The sequence below is a fragment of the Streptomyces sp. KPB2 genome (genome assembly GCF_003950055.1).
GTDB classification, from domain to species: Bacteria; Actinomycetota; Actinomycetes; order Streptomycetales; family Streptomycetaceae; genus Streptomyces; species Streptomyces salinarius.
On record NZ_CP034353.1, the window covers coordinates 5,965,177 to 5,989,779 of the forward strand.

24 protein-coding genes and 1 riboswitch are annotated in these 24,603 nt (G+C 70.9%); of the genes, 13 read left to right on the forward strand and 11 right to left on the reverse strand.

The window, feature by feature from the left end:
• Window positions 1-95 precede the first annotated feature (95 nt).
• Window positions 96-452 (forward strand): iron-sulfur cluster assembly accessory protein, encoded by a 357-nt coding sequence (locus D1J63_RS26840; protein WP_030405042.1) that lies wholly within the window; start codon window positions 96-98, stop codon window positions 450-452.
• A gap of 149 nt (window positions 453-601) precedes the next feature.
• On the opposite strand, the gene D1J63_RS26845 is transcribed toward D1J63_RS26840, so the two are convergent.
• Both D1J63_RS26845 and D1J63_RS26850 read right to left on the reverse strand, forming a co-directional pair.
• A complete protein-coding gene (locus tag D1J63_RS26845) occupies window positions 602-2,149 on the reverse strand; it encodes a hypothetical protein (RefSeq protein WP_125632367.1) in 1,548 nt (515 codons plus the stop codon).
• Window positions 2,150-2,365: 216 nt separating this feature from the next.
• Window positions 2,366-2,575, reverse strand: coding sequence for a hypothetical protein (locus tag D1J63_RS26850; protein WP_125632369.1), 210 nt, complete (start codon window positions 2,573-2,575; stop codon window positions 2,366-2,368).
• A gap of 132 nt (window positions 2,576-2,707) precedes the next feature.
• On the opposite strand from D1J63_RS26850, the gene D1J63_RS26855 reads away from it, so the two are divergent.
• Window positions 2,708-3,682, forward strand: coding sequence for a carbohydrate kinase family protein (locus D1J63_RS26855; protein ID WP_102931939.1), 975 nt, complete (start codon window positions 2,708-2,710; stop codon window positions 3,680-3,682).
• Between the two features lie 121 nt (window positions 3,683-3,803).
• Here D1J63_RS26855 and D1J63_RS26860 read toward each other — a convergent pair whose 3' ends face one another.
• A complete protein-coding gene (locus D1J63_RS26860; protein WP_125632371.1) occupies window positions 3,804-5,186 on the reverse strand; it encodes a cysteine desulfurase/sulfurtransferase TusA family protein in 1,383 nt (460 codons plus the stop codon).
• 329 nt (window positions 5,187-5,515) lie between these two features.
• Between D1J63_RS26860 and coxB the strand changes: the two genes are divergently transcribed.
• The 4 genes from coxB (at window position 5,516) to D1J63_RS26880 (ending at window position 10,011) form a co-directional block, all read left to right on the forward strand.
• Window positions 5,516-6,475 carry a cytochrome c oxidase subunit II gene (gene coxB / locus D1J63_RS26865; RefSeq protein WP_061445190.1) on the forward strand — a complete coding sequence of 320 codons (960 nt, stop codon included), beginning with the start codon at window positions 5,516-5,518 and terminating at the stop codon, window positions 6,473-6,475.
• Window positions 6,472-8,208, forward strand: coding sequence for a cytochrome c oxidase subunit I (ctaD, locus tag D1J63_RS26870; protein WP_125632373.1), 1,737 nt, complete (start codon window positions 6,472-6,474; stop codon window positions 8,206-8,208). The genes coxB and ctaD overlap by 4 nt, the downstream gene beginning before the upstream one ends.
• The gene (locus D1J63_RS26875) at window positions 8,205-8,603 is read left to right on the forward strand and encodes a cytochrome c oxidase subunit 4 (protein ID WP_102927414.1); all 399 of its coding nucleotides are present in this window, start codon (window positions 8,205-8,207) and stop codon (window positions 8,601-8,603) included. Before ctaD ends, D1J63_RS26875 begins: the two co-directional genes overlap by 4 nt.
• 130 nt (window positions 8,604-8,733) lie before the next feature.
• Window positions 8,734-10,011: an Ig-like domain-containing protein gene (locus tag D1J63_RS26880; protein ID WP_125632375.1), complete on the forward strand. Its 1,278-nt coding sequence runs from the start codon at window positions 8,734-8,736 to the stop codon at window positions 10,009-10,011.
• Between the two features lie 106 nt (window positions 10,012-10,117).
• On the opposite strand, the gene D1J63_RS26885 is transcribed toward D1J63_RS26880, so the two are convergent.
• Window positions 10,118-10,519 (reverse strand): hypothetical protein, encoded by a 402-nt coding sequence (locus D1J63_RS26885; protein ID WP_125632377.1) that lies wholly within the window; start codon window positions 10,517-10,519, stop codon window positions 10,118-10,120.
• Between the two features lie 209 nt (window positions 10,520-10,728).
• Between D1J63_RS26885 and D1J63_RS26890 the strand changes: the two genes are divergently transcribed.
• From D1J63_RS26890 to D1J63_RS26915, 6 genes are all read left to right on the forward strand, one after another.
• Window positions 10,729-11,349 carry a heme-copper oxidase subunit III gene (locus D1J63_RS26890; protein ID WP_003976664.1) on the forward strand — a complete coding sequence of 207 codons (621 nt, stop codon included), beginning with the start codon at window positions 10,729-10,731 and terminating at the stop codon, window positions 11,347-11,349.
• Between the two features lie 65 nt (window positions 11,350-11,414).
• Entirely contained in the window at window positions 11,415-12,224 is an 810-nt protein-coding gene (locus D1J63_RS26895) for a c-type cytochrome (RefSeq protein ID WP_102927417.1), read from the forward strand.
• Window positions 12,221-13,276, forward strand: a complete 1,056-nt coding sequence (locus D1J63_RS26900) for a Rieske 2Fe-2S domain-containing protein (RefSeq protein WP_102927418.1) — start codon at window positions 12,221-12,223, stop codon at window positions 13,274-13,276. The genes D1J63_RS26895 and D1J63_RS26900 overlap by 4 nt, the downstream gene beginning before the upstream one ends.
• The gene (locus tag D1J63_RS26905) at window positions 13,273-14,910 is read left to right on the forward strand and encodes a cytochrome bc complex cytochrome b subunit (RefSeq protein ID WP_125632379.1); all 1,638 of its coding nucleotides are present in this window, start codon (window positions 13,273-13,275) and stop codon (window positions 14,908-14,910) included. Before D1J63_RS26900 ends, D1J63_RS26905 begins: the two co-directional genes overlap by 4 nt.
• Window positions 14,911-15,052: 142 nt before the next feature.
• Window positions 15,053-16,117, forward strand: a complete 1,065-nt coding sequence (gene trpD / locus D1J63_RS26910) for an anthranilate phosphoribosyltransferase (RefSeq protein ID WP_125632381.1) — start codon at window positions 15,053-15,055, stop codon at window positions 16,115-16,117.
• Between the two features lie 89 nt (window positions 16,118-16,206).
• Window positions 16,207-16,323: riboswitch (SAM riboswitch) on the forward strand.
• Between the two features lie 147 nt (window positions 16,324-16,470).
• A complete protein-coding gene (locus tag D1J63_RS26915; RefSeq protein WP_125632383.1) occupies window positions 16,471-17,859 on the forward strand; it encodes an aminotransferase class V-fold PLP-dependent enzyme in 1,389 nt (462 codons plus the stop codon).
• Here the strand turns inward: D1J63_RS26915 and D1J63_RS26920 are convergent.
• The 7 genes from D1J63_RS26920 to D1J63_RS26950 all read right to left on the reverse strand — a co-directional run bounded on the left by D1J63_RS26920 (window position 17,802) and on the right by D1J63_RS26950 (window position 24,187).
• A complete protein-coding gene (locus D1J63_RS26920) occupies window positions 17,802-19,043 on the reverse strand; it encodes a glycerate kinase (RefSeq protein ID WP_164713236.1) in 1,242 nt (413 codons plus the stop codon). The two genes, D1J63_RS26915 and D1J63_RS26920, sit on opposite strands and share 58 nt — an antisense overlap.
• A gap of 69 nt (window positions 19,044-19,112) precedes the next feature.
• Window positions 19,113-20,528 (reverse strand): SLC13 family permease, encoded by a 1,416-nt coding sequence (locus tag D1J63_RS26925; protein ID WP_164712988.1) that lies wholly within the window; start codon window positions 20,526-20,528, stop codon window positions 19,113-19,115.
• A 96-nt stretch (window positions 20,529-20,624) separates the two neighbouring features.
• Window positions 20,625-21,287, reverse strand: a complete 663-nt coding sequence (locus D1J63_RS26930) for a response regulator transcription factor (protein WP_102932001.1) — start codon at window positions 21,285-21,287, stop codon at window positions 20,625-20,627.
• Entirely contained in the window at window positions 21,284-22,651 is a 1,368-nt protein-coding gene (locus tag D1J63_RS26935; RefSeq protein WP_125635840.1) for an ATP-binding protein, read from the reverse strand. The genes D1J63_RS26930 and D1J63_RS26935 overlap by 4 nt, the downstream gene beginning before the upstream one ends.
• A gap of 58 nt (window positions 22,652-22,709) precedes the next feature.
• A complete protein-coding gene (locus tag D1J63_RS26940; protein WP_102932002.1) occupies window positions 22,710-22,991 on the reverse strand; it encodes a small secreted hydrophilic protein in 282 nt (93 codons plus the stop codon).
• 147 nt (window positions 22,992-23,138) lie between these two features.
• A complete protein-coding gene (locus tag D1J63_RS26945) occupies window positions 23,139-23,420 on the reverse strand; it encodes an Lrp/AsnC ligand binding domain-containing protein (RefSeq protein WP_031035777.1) in 282 nt (93 codons plus the stop codon).
• On the reverse strand, window positions 23,417-24,187 hold the full coding sequence (locus D1J63_RS26950; protein WP_125632387.1) for a rhomboid family intramembrane serine protease: 771 nt from the start codon (window positions 24,185-24,187) through the stop codon (window positions 23,417-23,419). The genes D1J63_RS26945 and D1J63_RS26950 overlap by 4 nt, the downstream gene beginning before the upstream one ends.
• 156 nt (window positions 24,188-24,343) lie before the next feature.
• On the opposite strand from D1J63_RS26950, the gene D1J63_RS26955 reads away from it, so the two are divergent.
• A complete protein-coding gene (locus tag D1J63_RS26955) occupies window positions 24,344-24,583 on the forward strand; it encodes a hypothetical protein (protein ID WP_030402115.1) in 240 nt (79 codons plus the stop codon).
• Window positions 24,584-24,603: the final 20 nt, after the last annotated feature.

A 24,603-nucleotide genomic window follows, 5' to 3' on the forward strand; every position in this document is an offset into this window, starting at 1 on the left:
CGAGGCAAAGACTCGGCCGTGCCCGGAATGAATCCGCGGCTCCGTCGGTTGACACCGTCGGCAAGCAGTCTCCGTACAACCCGGGAGAGATGTAGATGTCCGTATCGGACGAGACCACCACCGTCACCGACGGCATCATCCTGACCGACGCCGCCGCGGCCAAGGTCAAGGCCCTGCTCGACCAGGAAGGCCGCGACGACCTTGCCCTGCGCGTCGCCGTCCAGCCCGGCGGCTGCTCCGGCCTGCGTTACCAGCTCTTCTTCGACGAGCGTTCGCTCGACGGTGACGTGGTGAAGGACTTCGGCGGCGTCAAGGTCACCACCGACCGCATGAGCGCCCCCTACCTCGGCGGCGCCACCATCGACTTCGTGGACACGATCGAGAAGCAGGGCTTCACGATCGACAACCCGAACGCGACGGGCTCCTGCGCCTGCGGCGACTCCTTCAGCTGACCGCCGGCAGCCGACAGCGGGCGGCAGCCGAAAGGCGGCAGCCGACGGCCGACGGCTATGCGCGCGGCACCGAAGTGCGAGAAGGGCGGCGGCCCGGGATTCGTCCCGGGCCGCCGCCCTTCCGTCATGCCCCTGTTGCGTCGTGGGCGTCACCGGCCCCCGGACGGGGCGGGCAGCCGCGCGCCCGGCTTGTGCACCGGGACGTCCTTGCCGTCCGAGCCCACGACCGTCCGGTCGCCGAGCGGCTTGTCGAGCCGCACCGTCCGCTCGTATTCCTTGGCGATCAGGATGCAGACCTTGTCCGGATGCGGGGTCTCGGTCACCGTGACGGTCACCTTCCCGTCGCTCTCCTTCGCCTTCGCGTCGTAGTCGGAGCACACGCCGCCGGTGAAGTGCACGGTCAGCTCGCCGTCGGCGGCCGTGTAACCGCTCACCCGCACGTCCCGCGGCTCCCCGGGCTTCGAGGTCGGCTCGTCGGACGGGGCCGGTGAGGCGGGCGAGGCGGGGGACGCCGTCGTCAGGTACTTCGGGTCGACCGCCGGGTACGTGACCGTGACGGCGTCGTCCGCGCCCGGTGCCCGCACCTCGAACAGCCAGGACGGCACCAGCGTCGGCCGCCCCCGCACCGGGTGCGCGGCCAGCCCGAACACCGCGTCCTCGACGGTGGCGACCTGCTTCTTGCCCGCCCCGGGCTTCTCCGGCGCACCGGTCGGCGGGGCGCAGGGCAGGTCCGCCCCGTCCTGATGCGGTACGGGACTCGCACAGCCGCCGATGCCCCCGACGCTCCCGGCCCCGGTACCGGCGCCCGGCGCGTTCAGCAGCGCCAGCGTCCGCTCGGCGTCCAGGACCGGATACGTGTCCCCCTTGACCGGCGCCTTCACCTGCCCGCTGCCGCCGACCACCTCGCCCAGCGCGCTGACGACCACCCCGGTCGTCCAGCCGTACGTGGGCAGCCCGCCCACCTCCGGTGCCGCGTTCACGGCCCGCCGGGCGCCCATGACCTGGCTCGCGTCCAACTTGGCGTCGTCCTGGCCCAGCGCCTTCAGCACCGGTGCCGCCGCCTTCTTCGCGGCCGCCTCGCCCACCGGGTTCCCGTCGGCCGACGGGGCCTTGCACTCGGCGCCCTTCTTGCAGTTGTCCGTGCGGGGCGTGTACCGGTGGAAGGTCCAGGTGCCCGGCGCCTGCCGGTCCACCGTGAGCAGCGGACCCGAACCGTCCTTCGCGTTGCCGACCTTCCAGGCCCCGCCCTGGACCCGGGGCGCGCCCTCCAGCCCCAGCGCCTGGGCCAGCCGCGCCACCTCGGCCTCGGTGACGTCGCCCTTCGCCCGGTACACGGGCGCCGAACCGGGGCCCTCGGGGAGCGGCCCGTCGGCGCGGTAGGTGACGCCGTACGGGTTGGGCTCGCCGGGCGCGATGCCGTTCGAGCCGCCCTCGGGGGACGCCGCGGCGTAGTCGTCGAGGGGGAGCGGCGGGGGAGTGTCGTCGCCCGGGGCCGGGTCCGCGCCCGACGACGTACCGCCGTCCGTGTCGTCCCCGGCGGCCGACGTGGCCAGGTAGGCGCCGCCGCCCCCCATGATCAGCACGGCGGCGGCCACCGACGCGACCGCGACCGCCCGGGGGCGCCGCCGCGCGGGACGCCCGGTGCCCGCCTCGTCGTCGGCGGCGGCGTCGTCGTTGTCGGGTCGCTCGGTGTTCACCGCATCGCTCCTTCGGCTGTTGCTGGGGACAGCGATGGGACGCGGTGGAGCGGGATCCGGTTCCCGGTGACGGCACACGTCGCCCGGACGGCCCCCGCAACACCACTCGAACGGCCCACCGGCCGTCCGAACGGCCGACGCGTGGCGCGAACGGCCGACGAGTGGCCCGAACGCGCCCCGTGCCGCCCGGAACGCGCCGGAGCCGCCCCGCGGCGCTCAGTCGCCGTAGTCCGACATCGCCTCCAGCAACCGGGTCGACGCCGGAGGCACCCGCACGCCGTGGATGAGGGCGAGCGGCACCGGCCGGACGGAGGCGTCGGCGGGCGCCGACCAGCGCGGGGTCATCCGGGCGCAGTCACCGCGCAGCGACGCCAGGTCGCCGTCCAGGTCGGCCGGGGCGGGGTCGGCGGTCCTCAGGTTCGTCATGACAGAACCGTAGGCACGTCCCGTCCCGCGGAGAAAGTTGTACTACCGGGTAGTTTCGCCTGCTTCAGCCTGGGGGCGCCGCCGGGTAGCGTGAACCGTCAACCCGCCTCCCCTCAGGAGAGAGTCCACGCCGTGCGCATCGCAGTCACCGGCTCCATCGCCACCGACCACCTCATGACCTTCCCCGGCCGCTTCTCCGACCAGCTCGTGGCGGACCAGTTGCACACGGTCTCGCTCTCCTTCCTGGTCGACCAGCTGGACGTACGCCGGGGCGGCGTCGCCGCGAACATCGCCTTCGGCATGGGGCAGCTCGGCACCCGGCCGATCCTGGTCGGCGCGGCCGGCGCGGACTTCGACGAGTACCGGGCCTGGCTGGACCGGCACGGCGTCGACACCGGCTCGGTCCGCATCTCCGAGACCCTGCACACCGCCCGCTTCGTCTGCACCACCGACGCCGACCACAACCAGATCGGCTCCTTCTACACGGGCGCGATGAGCGAGGCCCGCCTCATCGAGCTCAAGACCGTCGCCGACCGCGTGGGCGGCCTGGACCTGGTCTCCATCGGCGCCGACGACCCGGAGGCGATGCTCCGGCACACCGAGGAGTGCCGGACCCGGTCCATCCCCTTCGCCGCCGACTTCTCCCAGCAGATCGCCCGGATGAACGGCGACGAGATCCGGATACTGCTGGACGGGGCGACCTACCTCTTCTCCAACGAGTACGAGAAGGGGCTCATCGAGACCAAGACCGGCTGGACGGACGAGGAGATCCTCGGCCGCGTCGGCCACCGCGTCACCACCCTCGGCGCGCGGGGCGTGCGCATCGAGCGGGTCGGCGAGGAGACCATCGAGGTCGGCGTCCCCGACGAGGAGCGCAAGGCCGACCCCACCGGCGTCGGCGACGCCTTCCGCGCGGGGTTCCTGTCGGGGCTGGCCTGGGGCGTCTCGCTGGAGCGGGCGGCGCAGGTCGGCTGCATGCTGGCGACGCTCGTCATCGAGACGGTGGGGACGCAGGAGTACCAGTTGCGGCGCGGGCACTTCATGGAGCGGTTCACGAAGGCGTACGGGGACGAGGCCGCGGGGGAGGTCCAGGCGCACCTGGGCTGAAGCGAAGGGTGCGACTACGGGGGTGCCCCTTGATGTGCGGTGTCGTGTGCGGGTGCGTGGGGGTCATTTGCGCCCACGCGGCGGAGCCGCACATCGACACAGCCCCGCGCCCCTGGGTGAGTCAGCTCATCCGGCGCACCAGGTAAGCCGTGCCCCGCTCCGCCTGCTCCTCGCCCACGTACTCCTGCCCCCGCATCTCGCACCACGCCGGGATGTCCAGGCGGGCCGCCTCGTCGTCGGAGAGGACGCGGACGGTGCCGCCGACGGGGACGTCGCCGATGACCTTGGCCAGTTCGATCACCGGAATGGGGCAGCGCCGGCCCAGCGCGTCCACGACGAGGTCGGGGCCGGCCGCGCGGATCGTCCCCGTCGCGGCCGGCGCCCCCAGCTTCTCGCGCACCGCGGCCACCGTGCCCGGCAGCACCTCCAGGAACCGTTCGACGTCCTCGGCCACGGTCCCCGGCGGCAGCGACACCCGGACGTTGCCCTCGCTGAGGACGCCCATCGCCTTCAGGACGTGGCTCGGCGTCAGCGTGCTGCTCGTGCAGGACGATCCGGACGAGACGGAGAAACCGACACGGTCCAGCTCGTGCAGCAAGGTCTCTCCGTCGACATAGAGACACGAGAAGGTGACGACTCCGGGCAGGCGGCGCACCGGATCGCCGACCACCTCCACGTCCGGCACCAGGGCCGGCACCCGGGCCCGGATCCGCTCCGTCAGCTCCCGCAGCCGGGCCGCCTCCGCCGCCGCCTCGGCCCGCACCGCCCGCAGTGACGCCGCCGCGGCCACGATCGCCGGCAGGTTCTCGAAACCGGGTGCCCGCCCCGACTCCCGCTCGTCCCCGGGCCCTTGCGGCGCGAACCGGACACCCTTGCGTACGGCGAGCAGCCCCACCCCCGAAGGCCCGCCCCACTTGTGGGCGCTGCCCGTCAGCAACGACCAGTCGCCCTCGACCCGCCCCCAGCCCAGCGACTGGGCCGCGTCCACCAGCAGCGGTACGCCTGCCGCCCGGCAGGCCTCCGCCACCTCGGTCACCGGCTGTTCCGTGCCCACCTCGTGGTTGGCCGACTGGAGACAGGCCAGCGCGGTGTCCTCGCGCAGGGCCGCCGCGTACGCCGCCGGGTCCACCGCGCCCGCGCGGTCCACGCCCACCTGCGTGAGACTCCCGCCGTCGGCCTCGTGCGCCTCGGCCGCGTGCAGTACGGAGGAGTGTTCGACCGCTGACACGATCAGGTGCCTTCCGATGCGCCGCCGCCCGGCCAGCGCCCCCGCCACCCCTGAATGCACCGCTCGTGTCCCCGAAGGGGTGAACACCAACTCGTCCGCCCGGCACCCCACGCACTCGGCCGCCGCCTCCCGAGCGGCATCCAGCAGCAACCGCGCCCGCCGCCCCTCCCGGTACAGCCGAGCGGGATCGGCCCACCCCTCGTCAAGAGACGCCAACAGCGCCTGCCGGGCAACGGGATGAAGGGGAGCAGCGGAAGCAGCATCGAAGTAGGCCACAGGCCAACGCTAGAACGCCGGGGACTGCAGCGCCCCGCCAGGGGCGCGGGGCTGTGACATGTGCGGCTCCGCCGCGCGGGCGCGACAAGCCACGACGCACCGTCAGCCGCCAACGAAACCGCACCTCCCCGTTCCGCAGGCGCCCCCATCCCACCCTTAAAGAGTGACCCCCGGCGCGTATGCCACCCTCCCCGCGACCCCCCGGAGGGCGTCGGCTAGGGTTTGGTCCGCATAAACATCAAACCCCTGCCCGACGCAGGGCGGCGACCGACCAGCGAGAAGGCAGGCCGCAGCCAACCGCGCGGGCGAGACTCTCGGGAAGGCGCTACGTGAGTCCCAACGGCTCCGACCGCTCGCCGCGGCGCCCGATGCGGCGGAAGCTGCTGCAGGCACTGACCGCGGGCCTGGTCCTGGCGACCGCCACCGGTTGCACATACGAGGACTTCCCCCGCCTCGGTATGCCCACCCCAACCACGGAAGAGGCTCCGCGGATCCTCTCCCTGTGGCAGGGCTCCTGGGCTGCCGCGCTGGCCACCGGCGTGCTGGTGTGGGGCCTGATCCTGTGGAGTGTCTTCTTCCACCGGCGCAGCCGCACCAAGGTCGAGGTCCCTCCACAGACCAGGTACAACCTGCCCATCGAGGCGCTGTACACCATGGTTCCGCTCGTCATCGTCTCGGTGTTGTTCTACTTCACCGCTCGTGACGAGTCCGATCTCATGAGCCTCAACAAGAAGCCCGACCTCACGGTCAACGTGGTCGGCTTCCAGTGGAGCTGGTGCTTCAACCACATCGAGGACGTCCCGGGCTCCACCGGCGACGCCAAGACCTCCAAGGAACTGGCCGGCATCCCGGACCGGTTCGTCGAGGACTTCCCGGCGAACGCCGGCGGTGTCTACGACTGCGGTACCCCCGGCACCCGGAACCCGCAGACCAACAACCCGGGCCCGACCCTCTGGCTCCCCAAGGGCAAGACGGTCCGCTTCGTCCTGACCTCGCGTGACGTCATCCACTCCTTCTGGGTGGTGCCGTTCCTCATGAAGCAGGACGTGATTCCGGGCCACACCAACGCCTTCGAGGTGACCCCCAACAAGGAGGGGACCTTCCTGGGCAAGTGCGCCGAGCTGTGCGGCGTGGACCACTCCCGGATGCTGTTCAACGTCAAGGTCGTCTCCCCGGAGCGCTACGAGCAGCACCTCCAGGACCTCGCGAAGAAGGGGCAGACCGGTTACGTTCCCGCGGGCATCGCTCAGACGAGCCACGAGAAGAACCGGGAGACGAACAACCTGTGAGCATCCTCAACGAACCCCAGGGTGCCTCGGCAGCGGAGGACTCGTACGAGAACGAGCTGCCGGTACGGCGCAAGCAGCCCGGCAACGTCGTGATCAAGTGGCTCACGACCACTGACCACAAGACGATCGGCACGATGTACCTGGTGACGTCGTTCGCGTTCTTCGTGATCGGCGGCGTGATGGCGCTCTTCATGCGCGCCGAGCTGGCCCGGCCGGGTCTGCAGATCATGTCGAACGAGCAGTTCAACCAGGCGTTCACGATGCACGGCACGATCATGCTGCTGATGTTCGCGACGCCGCTGTTCGCGGGCTTCGCGAACTGGATCATGCCGCTGCAGATCGGCGCGCCGGACGTGGCGTTCCCCCGGCTGAACATGTTCGCCTACTGGCTGTACCTGTTCGGCTCGACGATCGCGGTGGGCGGGTTCCTGACCCCGCAGGGCGCGGCCGACTTCGGCTGGTTCGCGTACTCGCCGCTGTCCGACGCGGTGCACTCGCCCGGTATCGGCGGTGACCTGTGGATCATGGGTCTGGCCTTCTCCGGCTTCGGCACCATCCTCGGCTCGGTCAACTTCATCACCACGATCATCTGCATGCGCGCGCCCGGCATGACGATGTTCCGCATGCCGATCTTCACCTGGAACGTGCTGCTGACCGGTGTGCTGGTCCTGCTGGCCTTCCCGGTGCTGGCCGCGGCCCTGTTCGCGCTGGAGGCCGACCGCAAGTTCGGTGCCCACATCTTCGACTCGTCCAACGGCGGCGCGTTGCTGTGGCAGCACCTGTTCTGGTTCTTCGGGCATCCAGAGGTGTACATCATCGCGCTGCCGTTCTTCGGCATCGTCAGTGAGATCATCCCGGTCTTCTCCCGCAAGCCGATCTTCGGCTACATGGGTCTGATCGGCGCGACGATCGCGATCGCGGGTCTGTCGGTGACCGTGTGGGCCCACCACATGTACGTCACGGGCGGCGTGCTGCTGCCGTTCTTCTCCTTCATGACCTTCCTGATCGCGGTCCCGACCGGTGTGAAGTTCTTCAACTGGATCGGCACCATGTGGAAGGGCTCGCTGTCCTTCGAGACACCGATGCTGTGGTCCACCGGCTTCCTGATCACCTTCCTCTTCGGTGGTCTGACGGGTGTCATCCTGGCCTCGCCGCCGCTGGACTTCCACGTCTCGGACTCGTACTTCGTGGTGGCGCACTTCCACTACGTGGTGTTCGGCACCGTGGTGTTCGCGATGTTCGCCGGCTTCCACTTCTGGTGGCCGAAGTTCACCGGCAAGCTGCTGGACGAGCGCCTGGGCAAGATCACGTTCTGGACGTTGTTCGTCGGCTTCCACGGCACCTTCCTGGTCCAGCACTGGCTGGGCGCCGAGGGCATGCCGCGCCGTTACGCGGACTACCTGGCGGCCGACGGCTTCACCGCCCTGAACACGATCTCGACGATCAGCTCGTTCCTGCTCGGCATGTCGCTGCTGCCGTTCTTCTACAACATCTGGAAGACGGCCAAGTACGGCAAGAAGATCGAGGTGGACGACCCCTGGGGCTACGGCCGTTCGCTGGAGTGGGCGACCTCCTGCCCGCCGCCGCGGCACAACTTCCTCACGCTGCCGCGCATCCGCAGTGAATCCCCGGCCTTCGACCTGCACCACCCCGAGATCTCCGCGCTGGACCAGCTGGAGAACGTCGGTCACGGTGAGAAGGCCCTCGCCGGCGGCAAGGAGGCCGGGAAGTGAAGATCCAGGGCAAGATTTTCATCTGGCTGAGCGTCTTCCTGCTCGCCGTGGCGATCGTCTACGGCTACTGGTCGAAGGAGCCCGCGGGCACCACGGCGCTGTTCCTGGCCTTCGGCCTGGCCATCATGGTCGGCTTCTACCTCGCCTTCACGGCGCGGCGGGTCGACGTGGGCGCGCAGGACAACACGGAGGCGGACGTCGCGGACGACGCCGGCGAGGTCGGGTTCTTCAGCCCGCACAGCTGGCAGCCGCTGGCGCTCGCCATCGGCGGCGCCTTCGCCTTCATGGGCATCGCCCTCGGCTGGTGGCTGATGTACTTCTCGGCACCGATCCTGCTGATCGGCCTGTTCGGCTGGGTCTTCGAGTACTACCGCGGTGAGAACCGCACCCAGTAGCACGCGCCGAGCCCGAAGGGGCCCGGACACTCCGTCAGGGGTGTCCGGGCCCCTTCGTCTGTCGTACCGCCGCTCACTCGTCCGGCTTATCCACCGTGCCGCCGTTGACGTCTCTCCTTAGCGTGAGTCCATGAGCAACACGGTTCACTTCCAGGCGCGGGGGCGTACGGTCGTCGGCTGCACGCTGCTGGTGATGGCCCTCGGCGCGAGCGTCACCGCCTGCAGCGGCGACGCCGACGACCCGCTGTCCGCCACCCCCTACGACGCGGCCGGCCAGATCTCCTTCAACGGCCCCACGGACGCCGGGAAGAAGGCCGACCCGGACAAACCCCTGGAGGTGGTCGCCGAGGGCGCCGACGGGCGCATCACGGACGTCACAGCCGTGGACGCGACCGGACGCTACGTCGCGGGCGAGCTGTCCGCCGACGGCGCCCGCTGGCACAGCACCTCACCGCTGGCCGCCAACGCCAGCTACACGGTGCGTGTCAGCACCGAGGACGGCGACGGGGCGCCGGGCCGCAAGGTGCTCACCTTCGAGACCGGGAAGCCGGGCGCCAAGAAGGCCCTGGACGTCGTCTTCGGGCCCAAGGCGGGCGCGTACGGCGTCGGCCAGCCCATCACGGCGGAACTCAGCCAGCCGGTCAAGGACCCGGCCCAGCGGGCCATAGTGGAGCGCGCCCTGAAGGTGGACTCCACGCCCGCGGTGAAGGGCGCCTGGTACTGGGTGGACGACAAGAAGCTCCACTACCGGCCCGAGGACTACTGGCCCGCCCACGCCACCATCCAGGTCCACAGCACCCTCGACGGCATCAAGATCGGCGACCGGATGTGGGGCGGCAAGGCCAAACCCCTGAAGATCACCACCGACGACCGCGTCGTCGCCGTCACCGACGCCGCCGCGCACACGCTGACCGTCTACCAGGACGGCGAGGCGATCCGGGAGATCCCGGTCACCACCGGCAAGCCCGGCTTCGAGACCCGCAACGGCGTCAAGGTCGTCCTCGGCAAGGAATCCTTCGTACGCATGCGCAGCAGCACCGTCGGCATCGCCGAGGGCTCCTCGGAGTCGTACGACCTGCCGGTCTACTGGGCCACCCGGGTGACCTGGAGCGGCGAGTACGTGCACGCCGCCCCCTGGTCCGTCGGCTCCCAGGGCATCGCCAACGTCAGCCACGGCTGCGTCGGCATGAGCACCGACAGCGCGGAGTGGTTCTTCAACGAGGTCCAGGAGGGCGACCTCGTCGAGGTCGTCAACTCCGGCGGCGAAACGATGGAACCCTTCGGCAACGGCTTCGGCGACTGGAACATGGACTGGGCGAAATGGCGCACCGGCAGCGCCCTGACGGGCACCGCGGGGAACGCGTCCGGCACGGCAGAACAGGCCCGCCTGCGACCGGAGAGCGCATGAAGACGCCGTCCGGGGCAGTGCCGTCAGGGGCGCGGGGAACTGCGCGACCAGCCACAACGGCGCCGCACCCGCCCATGCCACCCGCACCCTCGAGCTGGAAGGCGCCCTAAACCCCCTGCAGCCTCTTCTCCCGCAGCAAAGCGGCCAGCGCCGACGCGAACTCCACCGGCTCCACCGGCGCCGTCACCGCCGCCTCCGCCCGGCTCCAGGTCGCCAGCCACGCGTCCTGCGGCCGTGCGATGAGCAGCAGCACCGGCGGGCACTGGAAGACCTCGTCCTTGATCTGGCGGCACATGCCCATGCCGCCCATGGGCACGGCCTCGCCGTCCAGGACGCAGACGTCGATCCCGCCCTTGTCCAGCTCCTTGAGCACGGCGGCCGGGGTCGCGCACTCCACGAACTCGACCACGGGCACGTCCGGAGCCGGCCGGCGGCCGGTCGCGAGCCGCACCTGTTCGCGGGTGTTGGAGTCGTCGCTGTAGACCAGCACCGTGGCGGTCGCCTGCATGCTTCCTCCGATACGCGGTGAGACCGGTGAAGGCTGTCGTAGCCCGTTGGGGCGGATGCTACTCCCTCGAACGCCCCGTCAGCACTGGTTCGGACAGGCCTTCGACAGGCCACCGACGGGCCGTTCGATGGGCCATCCGGGCCGTACAAGCAGGGGGAACACACCGAACGGCACCCCCCGGGGTGAGGGCGGGATAAGCGACCGACATAATGTCGGTCGTGGCGACAGCAACGACAGTAGAAACCGGGCACGCGCACCCGTCGGTCAACCGGCCGAACCTCACCAGCGTCGGAACCATCATCTGGTTGAGTTCCGAGCTGATGTTCTTCGCGGCCCTCTTCGCGATGTACTTCACCCTGCGATCGGTGACCGGCCCGGACTTCTGGTCCGAGAAGGCCGACGCGCTGAACATCCCGTTCTCCGCGACGAACACCACGATCCTGGTGCTCTCCTCCCTCACCTGCCAGCTCGGCGTGTTCGCGGCCGAGCGCGGGGACGTGAAGAAGCTCCGGATGTGGTTCATCGTCACCTTCGTGATGGGTGCGATCTTCATCGGCGGTCAGGTGTTCGAGTACACCGAGCTGGTCAAGCACGAGGGCATCTCGCTCTCGTCGGACCCGTACGGCTCGGCGTTCTACCTGACCACCGGCTTCCACGGACTGCACGTGACGGGCGGACTGATCGCCTTCCTGCTGGTCCTGGGCCGCACCTACGCGGCCCGGAGGTTCACCCACGAGCAGGCGACCGCCGCCATCGTCGTGTCCTACTACTGGCACTTCGTCGATGTGGTCTGGATCGGCCTGTTCGCCACGATCTACCTGATCAAGTAGTCGCGGCACGCACCCGCGCAATACCAGAAGCATCGACGCAGAAGATCCTGACACCGGGGTAATCCGTGAAAAAGCTCTCCGCACGACGACGCCATCCGCTGGCGGCACTCGTCGTCCTACTCCTCGCGCTGGCATGCACAGGGGGGCTGTACGCCGCGTTCGCACCCGCGAGCAAGGCGCAGGCCGATGAAACCGCCCAGTCCCTCGCCATCGACGAGGGCAAGAAGCTCTACGCCGTCGGCTGTGCCAGTTGCCACGGCACCGGAGGGCAGGGCACCACCGACGGTCCGAGCCTGGTCGGCGTGGGCGCCGCGGCCGTCGACTTCCAGGTGGGCACCGGCCGCATGCCGGCCCAGCAGCCGGGCGCGCAGGTCCCGAAGAAGAAGGTCATCTACTCCCAGGCGGAGATCGACCAGCTCGCGGCCTACGTCGCCTCGCTGGGTGCCGGTCCGGCCATCCCCTCGGAGGAGAAGTACGGCCCCGAGGGCGCGGACATCGCCAAGGGCGGTGAGCTGTTCCGCACCAACTGCGCGCAGTGCCACAACTTCACCGGCAAGGGTGGCGCCCTGACGCACGGCAAGTACGCGCCGAGCCTCGAGGGTGTCGACCCGAAGCACATCTACGAGGCCATGCAGACCGGCCCGCAGAACATGCCCTCCTTCCCCGACACCACGCTGTCGGAGCAGAACAAGAAGGACATCATCGCCTACCTGGACGCGGTCAACAGCGACGACACCGTGGACCCGGGCGGTCTGTCGCTCGGCGGCCTCGGGCCGGTCAGCGAGGGCCTGTTCGGCTGGATCTTCGGCCTGGGAGCCTGCATCGCCGTCGCCGTGTGGGTCGCCGCTCGGACCGCAAAGGCCAAGAAGTCATGAGTAGCCAAGACATTCCAGAAGAGAACCTGCCGGCTGAGCAGGGCGGCACGCACGTGCCGAAGCCCGCGGACGACAAGCACCCGTTCGCGGACCCGGGGCTGCCGCCCCACGAGCACCGGATCCAGGACATCGACGAGCGGGCCGCCAAGCGGTCCGAGCGCACGGTCGCCCTGCTGTTCACGGTGTCCATGCTGGCCACCATCGGCTTCATCGCCTCGTTCGTCGCGATCCCGCAGGACAAGTCGATCTACGTCTTCCCGATCGGGCACATCAGCGCGATGAACTTCGCGCTGGGCCTGACGCTGGGCGTGGCGCTGTTCACCATCGGCGCGGGCGCCGTCCACTGGGCGCGCACCCTGATGTCCGACGAGGAGGTCGCCGACGAGCGCCACCCGATCGAGGCGGACCCCGAGACCCGTGCGAAGGTCCACGCGGACTTCAAGCAGGGTGCCAAGGAGTCGGTGATCGGTCGGCGCAAGCTGATCCGCAACACGATGCTGGGCGCGCTCACGCTGGTGCCGCTCTCCGGCGTCGTCCTGCTGCGCGACCTCGGTCCGCTGCCCGGGACGAAGCTGCGCCACACGCTGTGGTCCAAGGGCAAGCTGCTCGTCAACATGAACACCAACGAGCCGATGCGCCCGTCGGACATCGGGGTCGGTTCCCTCACCTTCGCCAAGCCCGAGGGCCTGGAGGAGCACGACCACGACTTCCAGAACGAGATCGCCAAGGCCGCCCTGATGATCATCCGGCTGGAGCCGGACTCCATCAAGGACAAGCGCGAGCTCGAGTGGTCGCACGAGGGCATCGTGGCGTACTCGAAGATCTGCACCCACGTCGGTTGCCCGATCTCCCTGTACGAGCAGCAGACGCACCACGCGCTCTGCCCCTGCCACCAGTCCACCTTCGACCTTGCCGACGGCGCCCGGGTCATCTTCGGTCCCGCCGGTCACCCGCTGCCGCAGCTGCGCATCGGTGTGAACGACGAGGGGTATCTCGAGGCGCTCAGCGACTTCGACGAGCCCGTCGGTCCTGCATTCTGGGAGCGCGGATGAGTACTGCAGACAACGACGCACCCCGCTCTCGCGGGAAGGCACCGGCCGGCGAACGCGTCGCCGACTGGGCCGACGGCCGGCTGGGGATCTACTCCCTGGCCAAGGCCAACATGCGCAAGATCTTCCCCGACCACTGGTCGTTCATGCTGGGTGAGGTCTGCCTCTACAGCTTCATCATCATCATCCTCACGGGTGTGTACCTGACGCTGTTCTTCCACCCGTCGATGAACGAGGTCACGTACCACGGCTCGTACGTCCCGATGCAGGGACAGCTGATGAGTGAGGCGTACAAGTCGACGCTCGACATCAGCTTCGACGTGCGCGGCGGTCTGCTGATCCGGCAGATCCACCACTGGGCGGCGATCATCTTCCTCGCCGGCATGTTCGTGCACATGATGCGCGTCTTCTTCACCGGCGCGTTCCGCAAGCCGCGCGAGATCAACTGGCTGTTCGGCTTCCTGCTGTTCGTCCTCGGCATGTTCACCGGTTTCACCGGCTACTCGCTCCCGGACGACCTGCTCTCCGGCACCGGTGTCCGCTTCACCCAGGGCGCGATCCTGTCCGTGCCGATCGTCGGCACGTACATCTCGATGTTCCTGTTCGGCGGGGAGTTCCCCGGGACCGACTTCGTCGCCCGGTTCTACTCGATCCACATCCTGCTGCTGCCGGGCATCATGCTCGGGCTCGTGGTCGGCCACCTGATCCTGGTCTTCTACCACAAGCACACGCAGTTCGCGGGCCCCGGCAAGACCAACAAGAACGTCGTCGGCATGCCGCTGCTGCCGGTGTACATGGCGAAGGCGGGCGGCTTCTTCTTCCTGGTCTTCGGTGTCATCGCGGTGGTCGCCGGCATCGCCTCGGTCAACCCGATCTGGAGCATCGGCCCCTACCGTCCGGACCAGGTGTCGACCGGCGCCCAGCCCGACTGGTACATGGGCTTCGCCGAGGGTCTGGTCCGCGCCATGCCGGGCTGGGAGATCAACCTCTGGGGTCACACACTGGTCCTCGGTGTGTTCGTCCCGCTGGTGATCTTCGGAATCTTCCTGGCGCTCATCGCCCTCTACCCGTTCATCGAGGCGTGGGTGACCGGGGACAAGCGCGAGCACCACATCCTGGACCGGCCGCGCAACGCCCCGACCCGTACCGCCTTCGGCGTCGCCTGGGTCACCGCGTACATGATCATGCTGATCGGTGGTGGCAACGACATCGTCGCCACGCACTTCCACCTGTCGATCAACGCGGTCACCTGGTTCGTGCGGATCGGGTTCTTCGTCGGACCGGTCATCGCGTTCGTCGTCACCAAGCGGATCTGCCTCGGCCTCCAGCGCCGGGACAAGGACAAGGTGCTGCACGGCCGCGAGTCGGGCATCATCAAGCGCCTGCCGCACGGTGAGTTCATCGAGGTGCACGAGCCGCTCAGCCAGGGCGCGCTGCACACGCTCACGGCGCACGAGCAGTACAAGCCGGCCGAGATCGGCCCCACGGTCGACGAGAACGGCGTCGAGCGCAAGGTGAAGGGCAGCGAGAAGCTCCGCGCCAAGCTCAGCGAGGCCTACTACGGCGAGGAGTCGCAGATTCCGAAGCCGACCGTCGAGGAGTACAAGGAGATCACGAGCGGCCACGGCCACCACTGACCCTCCAGCGTCGCCACACCACGATCGAAGGGCCCCGTCCGTTCCGCGGACGGGGCCCTTCGACCGTGTCCGGGCTGGATAGGGTGGAAGCGCAATCCCCCGTCCACGACTTTCCGCACGACACACGATTCAGGAGCGGCTCATGAGCGCTGTGACCCCCGCTGGAGGCGACACCGCGGCGGGCCGCTCCTGGCCCGCCCTGCTGAACGGACTGCTGGACGGCCGCGACCTGTCCGCGGACGACACCGCCTGGGCGCTGGACGTGATCATGCGCGGCGAGGCGACCGACGCGCAGATCGCCGCCTTCGCGGTCGGCCTGCGGTACAAGGGGGAGACGGTCGAGGAGATCTCCGGCCTCGTCCGCACCATGTACGAGCACGCCAACGTGATCGAGGTGCCGGGCGAGACCGTCGACATCGTCGGCACCGGCGGCGACGGCGCCAAGACGGTCAACATCTCCACCATGTCCGCGATCGTCGTGGCCGGCACGGGTGCGAAGGTCGTCAAGCACGGCAACCGGGCCGCCTCCTCCGCGTCCGGCGCCTCCGACGTCCTGGAGAAGCTCGGGGTCAACCTGGAGCTGACGCCGAAGCGGGTGGCCGAGGTCGCCGAGGAGGCCGGCATCACCTTCTGCTTCGCGGTGAAGTTCCACCCGGCGCTGCGCCATGTGGCGGCGGCCCGCGGCCAGCTCGGCATTCGCACGGTGTTCAACTTCCTGGGCCCGCTGACCAATCCGGCCCGGGTGAAGGCCCAGGCGATCGGCGTCGCCCACGCCCGGATGGCACCGATCATCGCCGGCGTCTTCGCCGAGCGCGGCAACTCCTCGCTGGTCTTCCGCGGCGACGACGGCCTCGACGAGCTGACCACGACCGCCACCTCCCGGGTCTGGATCGTGCGCGACGGCTCGGTGACCGAGGAAACCTTCGACCCGCGCGACGTCGGCATCGAGCTGGTGCCGGTCGAGGCGCTGCGCGGCGCCGACGCCTCCTACAACGCCGACGTCGCTCGCCGGCTGCTGGCCGGCGAGACGGGCCCCGTACGGGACGCGGTGCTGCTGAACTCGGCGGCGGCCCTGGTGGCCCTGGAGCCGGGTCCGGGACCGCTGGCCGAACAGATCCGGGCCGGGATGGACCGGGCCGCGGAGTCGATCGACTCGGGCGCGGCCAGGCGCGCCCTGGAGCGCTGGGTGGCGGCGACCCACGCGTAGTCGCCGCCTACGCCCCCGCGTGTGACGTGCGTCCCGCGATCCGGACTCGGGTTGCGGGGCGCCGATCACTTCCCCTAGGTTTTTCGACAGGTCATGAGTGACAGTCATGAGGCCCCGGCCGACTGTCCGGCAACCCTCCGTCCGTGGCGGGGTGCCCCGGGTGAAGACCAGGTCGTGGACAGCAAGGTCCACGGCAAGCGCGGACCCCTCGCGGAACCAGGGGTCCTGGGTCGTCCGAGGGAGTCTTCCGTGAACCAGCGAATGCGATAGGGCCGCAGAGCCCCGCCTCCGCACATCCCTTTTCTTCTCTTTCGCAGCGCCCTGCCGCGCGCTGGTTCTCACGGGAGTCCGTCATGTCCGCACCCGCCCCTGCCTCCGTCACCGCTGCCTCCGCCATCGCCGCCCCGCTGCCCGTCCTCGGCCGGGACGTCACCGTCCCGCTCGTCACCGGCGGGGAGGTCACGTACGCCGCGCTCGACTACGCCGCCAGCGCGCCCGCGCTCCAGCGGGTCTGGGACGACGTCGCCGCCTACGCCCCGTACTACGGCAGCGTCCACCGGGGCGCCGGGTACCTGTCGCAGCTGTCGACCGACCTGTTCGAGAACGCCCGCCGGACCGTGGCCGACTTCCTCGGCTGCCGGGACGACGACCAGGTGGTGTTCACCCGGTCCACCACCGACTCCCTCAACCTGCTCGCCGCCGCGCTGCCCGCCGGGAGCCGGGTCTTCGTCTTCGAGACCGAGCACCACGCCTCGCTGCTGCCCTGGCGCGAGGCCGACGTGACGTACCTGGACGCCCCGCGCACCCCCGCGCAGGCCGTCGAGACCCTGGAGCGGGCCCTGGCCGCCCGCGAGCCGTACGGGCCCGCCCTGGTCTGCGTGACCGGTGCCTCCAACGTCACCGGCGAGCTGTGGCCTGTGCGCGAACTGGCCGCCGCCGCGCACGCGCACGGCGCCCGGATCGTGCTGGACGCCGCCCAGCTCGCCCCGCACCACCCGGTCTCGGTGGCCGACCTGGATGTCGACTGGGTCGCCTTCTCCGGCCACAAGCTGTACGCCCCCTTCGGCTCCGGTGTGCTGGCCGGGCGGGCCGACTGGCTGCGCGAGGCCGAGCCGTACCTCGCCGGGGGCGGCGCCAGCCGCAGGGTGAGCCGGCGTGCCGACGGCGGCGTGGACGTCCAGTGGCACGACAGCGCCGCCCGGCACGAGGCCGGGTCGCCCAACGTCATCGGCGCGTACGCCGTCGCCTCCGCCTGCAAGGCGCTCACGGAGGCCGGCTTCGACACGCTGGTGGCCCGCGAGGAGTACCTGATCCGCAAGGTGCGCGAGGGCCTCGCCGACGTCCCCGAGGTCCGCGTCCTCTCGCTCTTCGGCGACGACGCGCCGCGTGTCGGGGTGCTCTCCTTCGTCGTAGAGGGCTGGAACAGCTCGCACTTCGCCGCGGCCCTCTCGGCCGAGTACGGCATCGGCGTGCGCGACGGCCTCTTCTGCGCCCACCCGCTGCTGCGCACCCTGCTCGGCAGCGACCCGCAGGCGCAGGGCGAGTGCGGCGCCCCCGAGGCGGCACCCGGGGAGAAGTCCCTCAACGCCGTCCGGGTGAGCTTCGGCGCGGGCACTCCGGACGAGCACGTCGAGCGGTTCGTGAACGCCGTCAAGGAGCTGGTGAGCGACGGCGCCCGGTGGAACTACCGCACCGAGGACGGCCGTTGCGTGCCCGACACCACCTCGGCCGCCGACGCCTGAGCGGGCGGACCCGCCAGGCCCGCTCGATCCGTCCGGCCCGGCAACCGCGAGCCCAGGAGGATCATCCGCAGCGCCCGTTCCGTGGCGTCCGTCAGGAGTTCCGAGGCTCGCAGCAGCGCGTCCGCGAGGGCCATCGGCGCCGGCAGGATGCCGTGGCAGGCGTCCACCCCCGGCACGTCGTGCGCGCCCTCGCCGAGCGTGCCGGCCAGGGCGAGGACGGGACGGCCGTGCAGCTTGGCGCGGCGGGCCACCTCGGCCGGGACCTTGCCGCGCGGCGTCTGGTGGTCCAGCGCGCCCTCCGCGGTGAGGACCAGGTCGGCGCGGGCGAGCCGGGCGTCCAGGTCGAGGTGGTCGAGCAGCACGTCGAAGCGGGGCAGCAGCCGGGCCCCGACTGCGGCGAGCCCCGCGCCGAGACCGCCGGAGGCGCCGGTGCCGGGGCCGGTGCGCAGGTCGGTGCCGACGACACCGAGGTCGCGGCCGACGACGCGCGCCCAGTTCTCCAGGCCGGCCGACAACTCCTCGACCTGTGCGGGCGTCGCCCCCTTCTGCGGGCCGAACACCCGGGCCACTCCGCGCTCTCCGCACAGCACGTTGAACGGGTTGCAGGCGACGAGCAGTTCGGTGTCCTTCAGCCGGGCGTCCAGGCCGGAGGGGTCGATACGGGCGAGACGGGCCAGCTCCCTGCCGCCGTGGGGGAGTTCGAGGCCGTCCGCGTCGAGGAGCCGGGCCCCGAGCGCCTGGAGCGCGCCGGCACCGCCGTCCGACGTACCGGAGTCGCCGCAGCCGACGAGGACGCGCCGCACCCCGGTGTCGAGCGCGGCGCGGATCAGCTCGCCGACGCCGTAGGTGGTCGTGGCCCCCGGGTCGCGCAGGCCGCGCGGGACCAGGGAGAGACCCGCCACGGCCGCCATCTCCACCACCGCCGTGTCCCCGGCGCCGAGCAGCGCGAAGTGGGTGCCGACCGGTTCTCCCACCGGGCCGGTGGCGGGCAGCGCGACCAGGCGCCCGCCGGTCGCCGAGGCCAGCGCGACGGCCGTGCCCTCGCCGCCGTCCACCAGCGGGATCCGGTCGATCTCGGCATCGGGCAGGACCCGGCGGACGCCCACCGCGATGGCGTCGGCGGCGGCCTGCGCGGACAGGGACTCCTTGAAGCCGCTGGGGGCCACGACGACACGGCTCAGCACGGAGGACGCGGAGGACGCGGAGGGCACAGAGGGCACAGAGGGCATGGAGGGCTCCTTCAGCGGGTCACTTCAGCGGGTCACGGGTACGCCGAGCAGCGGCCAGACGGCGGCGGCGAAGAACAGCACGAGCGCGGCGGTCAGCGGCGCCAGGACGGCGGACAGCCGGAGCAGGTCGCGCGGGGTGTAGGTGGGGACGCCGGGGACCTCGGAGAAGAGCGTGACCGGCTTGGCGGAGGCCGGCAGCGTGTGGCAGAAACCGGCCGCCGCCGTGGACGCGAGCGCGGCGGTGACCGGATTGACCCCGGCGCCCACGGCCGCGGCGACGACCAGCGGCACCAGCACCGAGGAGCGGGCCGAGCGGGACTGGAGCACCAGGTGGGCCGCCGTGCTCACCGCCACCACGACGCCGAGGAAGACCGCCGGCCCGACGTGCCCGGGCAGCCCCGACACCAGCCACTTCGCCGCGCCGGAGTCGGCGAGCGCGACCCCCATCGCCATGGTCGCCGCCATGAACAGCAGCAGCGACCAGGGCACCGTCTTCAGCGCGTCCTTGAGCCCCACGGTGCCGAGCGCGGGGGAGGAGGCGACGACCGCGCCGATCAGCGCCACGCCGGCGGGGGAGACCTGGTGCAGGGGCTCGCTGCACCACAGGGCCACCACCGTGGCCAGGAGCAGCGCGCAGCGCTTCTCCGCCTGTGTCCAAGGGCCGGTGACCGGGCTCTCGCTGTGCCGCTGTATCTCCTCGGCGGTGATGTGGACGGGGCCCTCGCGGTCCGCCCGGCGGGTGGTGGTCAGCAGGACCGTCTCGGCGGCGAGATGGGAGGAGGCGACGGCCAGCGGCAGGCCGAGCAGCAGCCACTGGGTGAAGCCGATCCGGTCCCCGGTCGCCTCCCACAGCACCGACACCGTGATCAGATGCGCGCCCGCGCCGATCAGGGTCGCCACCGCCGACAGCAGGATCACGGTCGGGAAGAGCAGCGCCAGCATCACGACCAGGCGCCTGCGGTCCGCCAGGGCCTTGGCGAGGGCGAGGAACACGGGCAGCGCGAGCGCCGCCCGGCCCGAGGTGGCCGGCACCGCGAACGCCGTGACGACCAGCGCGGCCGTCGTCAGGTGCGTCAACTGCCGTACGGTGCGCGCCCCGCCGACCAGGAAGGCCGCCGCCCGCCCCGCGAGCCCGGTCCGGGCCACCGCCGCCGCGAGCACGAAGGCGCAGATCAGCAGCCACACCGTGGCGTCACCGAGGGTGCCGAAGAGGGTGTCGCTGCTGATCACGCCGGTCGCGGTCAGAGCCAGCCCGGCACCCAGCGCGATGTACGTGTCGTCGACCGGCGTACCGATCCAGGCGCAAGTGGCCAGCGCGAACACGGCGAGGGTGAGGCGCGCGTCGCCGCCGAGGGCGGGGAAGTTGGCGGGGACCGCCAGCAGCGCGCACAGGGACAGCGCCACGCACAGGGCCGCCGCCAGGCGGAGGTTCAACGTCACGCCCTCGAGGGTTCTCCCGGGCGGTGAGTCCTCAATGAGCCCGACATGAAGGAAACCTCACACGAAAGCCGGTTATTCAGCCGGTCGTCCCACCGGTCATCCCGGCAGCCGGTACCCCATGCCCCGCACCGTCTCCACCCGCTGGGCCCCCAGCTTCTTGCGCAGCGCCCGCACGTAGACGTCCACGATGTTGGAGCCCGGATCGAAGTCGTAGCCCCACACGTGGGACAGGATCTGCTCCCGCGACAGGACCTGCCCCGGATGCCGCAGGAACAGCTCCAGCAGCACGAACTCACGGGCCGTCAGGTCCACCGTCCGCTCCCCGGAGCGGGCCCGGCGGGTGCGCAGGTCCAGGGAGAGGTCGCCGGACCGCAGCACCGTCACCTCGGGCGCCCTGGCCGCCGTACGCAGCCGCAGTCGTACCCGGGCGAGCAGCTCCTCGAAGCGGAACGGTTTGGTCATCCAGTCGTCGGCGCCGCCCTCCAGGCCGGCCACCGTGTCCCGCACGGAGTCCCGCGCGGTCAGCACGATCACCGGGGTGGTCACCCGGGACTCGCGCAGCTCGCGCAGGACCGTGAAGCCGTCCCGGCCGGGCAGCCCGATGTCCAGGACGACCAGGTCGAAACCGCCGGTGAGGGCGTACTCGTAGGCGGCGTCGCCGTCGGCGACCGCGGTGGTGGTGAAGCCGTTGGCGCGCAGGCCCTTCTCGACGAAGGAGGCGATGCGCTCCTCGTCCTCGACGATGAGGATGCGGTTCATGGTCGTGCCTCTTCCAGAGTGAGTACGAAGGTGGCGCCGCCGCCCTCGGTGGCGCGCAGCTCGGCCCGGCCGCCGTGGCCCTCGGCGATGGCCCGCACGATCGACAGCCCGAGTCCGGCCCCCGTGCCGCGCACCCCGCGCCGGGCCGTGCCGCGCCGGAAGCGCTCGAAGATCACCTCGGCGTCCTGCGGCTGGACGCCGGGTCCCGAGTCGGCGACGTACAGCTCGATGCGCGGGCCGTCGGCGCGGGAGCCTATGCGGACCCGCTGGCCCGCCGTGGTGTGCTGCACGGCGTTCTGCGCGAGCTGCACCATCGCCTGGGTGATGCGCTGGGGGTCGAGCCGGGCCTCCCGGTCGGCGACCTGGTCCAGCACCCACTCCCGCTCGCCCAGGGTGCGGGCCTTGACGAAGACGTCGGCGGTGAGTTCGGCGAGCTGCACCGGTTCGGGGGTGACGAAGTCGGGGCGTTCGGCCTTGGCCAGCAGCAGCAGGTCCTCGACGATGCGGCTCATCCGGTCCAGCTCGTCGGTGACCAGGCGGACGGTCTCCTCGCGCTCCGCCGGGTCGTCGCCCATCAGCTCCAGATGGCCGCGGACGATGGTGATCGGGGTGCGCAGTTCGTGCCCGGCGTCGTCGACGAACCGGCGCTGGGTGGCGAAGGCGCGCTCCAGGCGGTCCAGCATGGCGTTGAACGTCTCGGCGAGGGCCGCCACGTCGTCGTGGCCGTGCACCGGGATGCGCCGGGTCAGGTCCTGCTCGGTGAGCTGGGCGGCGGTCGTGCGCACCAGCCGTACCGGTTTCAGGATGCGGCCCGCGACCACCCAGGCGATGCCGGTCGTCATCAGCAGGGCGACGCCGGAGATGGCGAGCAGGACGCGGAACACCTCGTCCGCGCGCGCCTGTTCGCGCCCCGGGTGGAAGGCGACCACGAACGCGGCCGCCGGTTCGCCGCCGTAGCGGGCCACGGTGACCTTGGCCCAGCGGATCTCGCCCTCGGGCCGGTCCAGGGTGCCGGTGGAGTCGGGGGAGGCGTAGATGCGGCGGCGGGCGTCGGCGTCCTCGTGCAGGGGCCGGTCGACCGGGATCTCCCGCTGCTGGATGATCTGCGTGGGCCTGCTGCTGCCGACCTCGCCGACCAGGCCGACCAGTTCCTCGTCGAGGTCGGCGTACTGCCGCTCCAGGAAGACCCGCAGCAGCCGCCCCGGGTCGGTGAACGGGCGGCCGGTCTCCGGGTCGAAGCCCTGTTCCTCGAAGTTGGCGAACTCGCCGGCCTCCTGGGCGAGCAGGCCGCTGATCCGCTGGTCGGTGTCGCGCAGCAGGATCGAACGGGTGGTCGCCGCGACCGAGGCCAGCGCGACGGCCATCACGAGCAGCAGCCACAGCAGGATGCGGACCCGGGCCGAGACCCGGCGGCGCTCGCGCTCACCCGTCGCCGGGTCCGTCGTCGGCGTCGCCGCCCCGGTCGTCGTCATCGTCGTCATCCGAAGGGCCGTCGGTGACCGGCGGCCGCGTCACCACCTGGTCGCTGGGCGTCGGCTCGGGCGAGGAGGTCGGCTTCGGGCCGGGGGAGCCGCTCTCCAGCTCCACCTTGGCCGGGACCCTGGGCTCCTGCGGGCTGTCGGTCAGGGCGAAACTGGTCGCGGCGATGCCGAGGGGGATCAGGACGACGGCCGCGAGGGCCGCCATGCGGCGGGAGAAGACCATGCGGTGGATTCTGCGCGGGGTGTCCGGCGGGCCGGATGAATCCCGGATGAAGGACCCTTCATGTCCGGCTGCGGATTGCTGCGGGTTCGCTGTGGCTGGTCGCGCAGTTCCCCGCGCCCCTTTGGGGGCGCTTCCCGCTCGGGGTGATCAGTTGTCCAGGCCGATGGCGAAGGCCGCTTCCAGGTCGTGCTGGGAGTAGGTGCGGAAGGCCACGTGGGTGTCCGTGCCCTCCACGCCCGGGATCTTGCTGATGCGGCCGGGGATGACCTCGGCCAGGTCCTCGTGCCGGCTCACCCGCACCATGGCGATCAGGTCGTAGGTGCCGGTGACGGAGAAGACCTCGCTGACGCTCTCCAGCGCGGCGATCTGCTCCGCGATCTCGGGGATGCGGTCCACGCTGGTCTTGATGAGGACGATCGCGCTGATCACGGCTGGTTCTCTCCCTCGGGCGCCGTCACTGGAACGCTCTTCACTCTAGCCGCAGGCCCGAACCGCACCCAGGCGAAGGCGAAGCCCAGACCGAAGCCCACCAGGTGCGCGAGGTAGGCCACCCCCGGACCGTCGCCGGCCCGCCCCGCCGCCATCCACTGCAGGGTCACCCAGAACGGCAGCACGACCCAGGCCGGGAAGCGCAGCGGCAGGAAGAAGAGGAAGGGCAGGAGGCTGGTCACACGGGCCCGCGGGAAGAGGAACAGGAACGCGCCGAGGACCGCGGAGATCGCCCCCGAGGCGCCGACCAGGGACTCCTGGGAGTGGGCGTTGGCGCCCGCGTAGCCCAGCAGGGCCAGGTAGCCGCAGCCGAGGTAGAACAGGGCGAACTGGAGCCTGCCCATCCGTTCCTCGGTCATCGCGCCGAAGACGTAGAGGAAGAGCATGTTGCCCAGCAGGTGCACCCAGCTGCCGTGGACGAACAGCGCCGTGGCCGGGGTCAGCGCAGACCCGGGGGAGTCCTCGAACAGTTCTGCGGGGATCACGCCCCAGCGCCGGAAGTAGGCGCGCTGCGCGGCCAGCAGTTCCTCCCCGGTGCCGTACACCGGATTGAGACCGGCCGCCGGGCTGATCAGGAAGAGCAGGCAGCACAGGGTGATCAGCGTGTACGTCACCGGTGCCGTCCGGCGCCGGGACGGCCCGGCCGGGGCGAGCCTCCTGACCGCCGCGAGCGTGGTGCGGGCCGCCGTGCTCCAGTTGCGGATCATGAACACAGAGCATGACGTAACGGGCGCGGGGGGTCATAGCGCCTCGCCGCCGTGGACACGCGGGCGTCGGGTACCCGCCAGGCCGTAGGGTTACGAGCCACACGCACCGGGGGAGCCCGGCGCGTCACCGACACCGGAAGAGAGCGAACAGCCACGATGACGGTTCCCCTGCCGACCGACACGACGCGATGGCGCTGCACCCTCTGCGGCAACCTCACCCGCTTCGACGTGACCCGGGCCTCGAAGGTCGTCGAGTACGTGCATCTCGACCTGGCCGGCGAGCCGACGGTGGAGGAGCGCGAGGTGCTCAGTGAGACCATCGAGTCGGTGCGGTGCCGCTGGTGCAACGCCGTGGACCAGGTGGAACTCGTGGACAGGCCGGATGCCGCCTCCTGAGCGGAGCGGCCCCGCACAAG

Excerpts from the sequence above, each read along its gene's own strand:
- D1J63_RS26950 (WP_125632387.1), bottom strand. The coding sequence starts at position 24,187 with ATGATCCGCAACTGGAGCACGGCGGCCCGCACCACGCTCGCGGCGGTC.
- D1J63_RS26905 (WP_125632379.1), top strand. The coding sequence starts at position 13,273 with ATGAGTACTGCAGACAACGACGCACCCCGCTCTCGCGGGAAGGCACCG.
- D1J63_RS26940 (WP_102932002.1), bottom strand. The coding sequence starts at position 22,991 with ATGGTCTTCTCCCGCCGCATGGCGGCCCTCGCGGCCGTCGTCCTGATC.
- D1J63_RS26935 (WP_125635840.1), bottom strand. The coding sequence starts at position 22,651 with ATGGCCGTCGCGCTGGCCTCGGTCGCGGCGACCACCCGTTCGATCCTG.
- D1J63_RS26955 (WP_030402115.1), top strand. The coding sequence starts at position 24,344 with ATGACGGTTCCCCTGCCGACCGACACGACGCGATGGCGCTGCACCCTC.
- D1J63_RS26900 (WP_102927418.1), top strand. The coding sequence starts at position 12,221 with ATGAGTAGCCAAGACATTCCAGAAGAGAACCTGCCGGCTGAGCAGGGC.
- D1J63_RS26915 (WP_125632383.1), top strand. The coding sequence starts at position 16,471 with ATGTCCGCACCCGCCCCTGCCTCCGTCACCGCTGCCTCCGCCATCGCC.
- D1J63_RS26840 (WP_030405042.1), top strand. The coding sequence starts at position 96 with ATGTCCGTATCGGACGAGACCACCACCGTCACCGACGGCATCATCCTG.
- D1J63_RS26930 (WP_102932001.1), bottom strand. The coding sequence starts at position 21,287 with ATGAACCGCATCCTCATCGTCGAGGACGAGGAGCGCATCGCCTCCTTC.
- D1J63_RS26885 (WP_125632377.1), bottom strand. The coding sequence starts at position 10,519 with ATGCAGGCGACCGCCACGGTGCTGGTCTACAGCGACGACTCCAACACC.
- D1J63_RS26850 (WP_125632369.1), bottom strand. The coding sequence starts at position 2,575 with ATGACGAACCTGAGGACCGCCGACCCCGCCCCGGCCGACCTGGACGGC.
- trpD (WP_125632381.1), top strand. The coding sequence starts at position 15,053 with ATGAGCGCTGTGACCCCCGCTGGAGGCGACACCGCGGCGGGCCGCTCC.
- D1J63_RS26880 (WP_125632375.1), top strand. The coding sequence starts at position 8,734 with ATGAGCAACACGGTTCACTTCCAGGCGCGGGGGCGTACGGTCGTCGGC.
- D1J63_RS26890 (WP_003976664.1), top strand. The coding sequence starts at position 10,729 with ATGTCGGTCGTGGCGACAGCAACGACAGTAGAAACCGGGCACGCGCAC.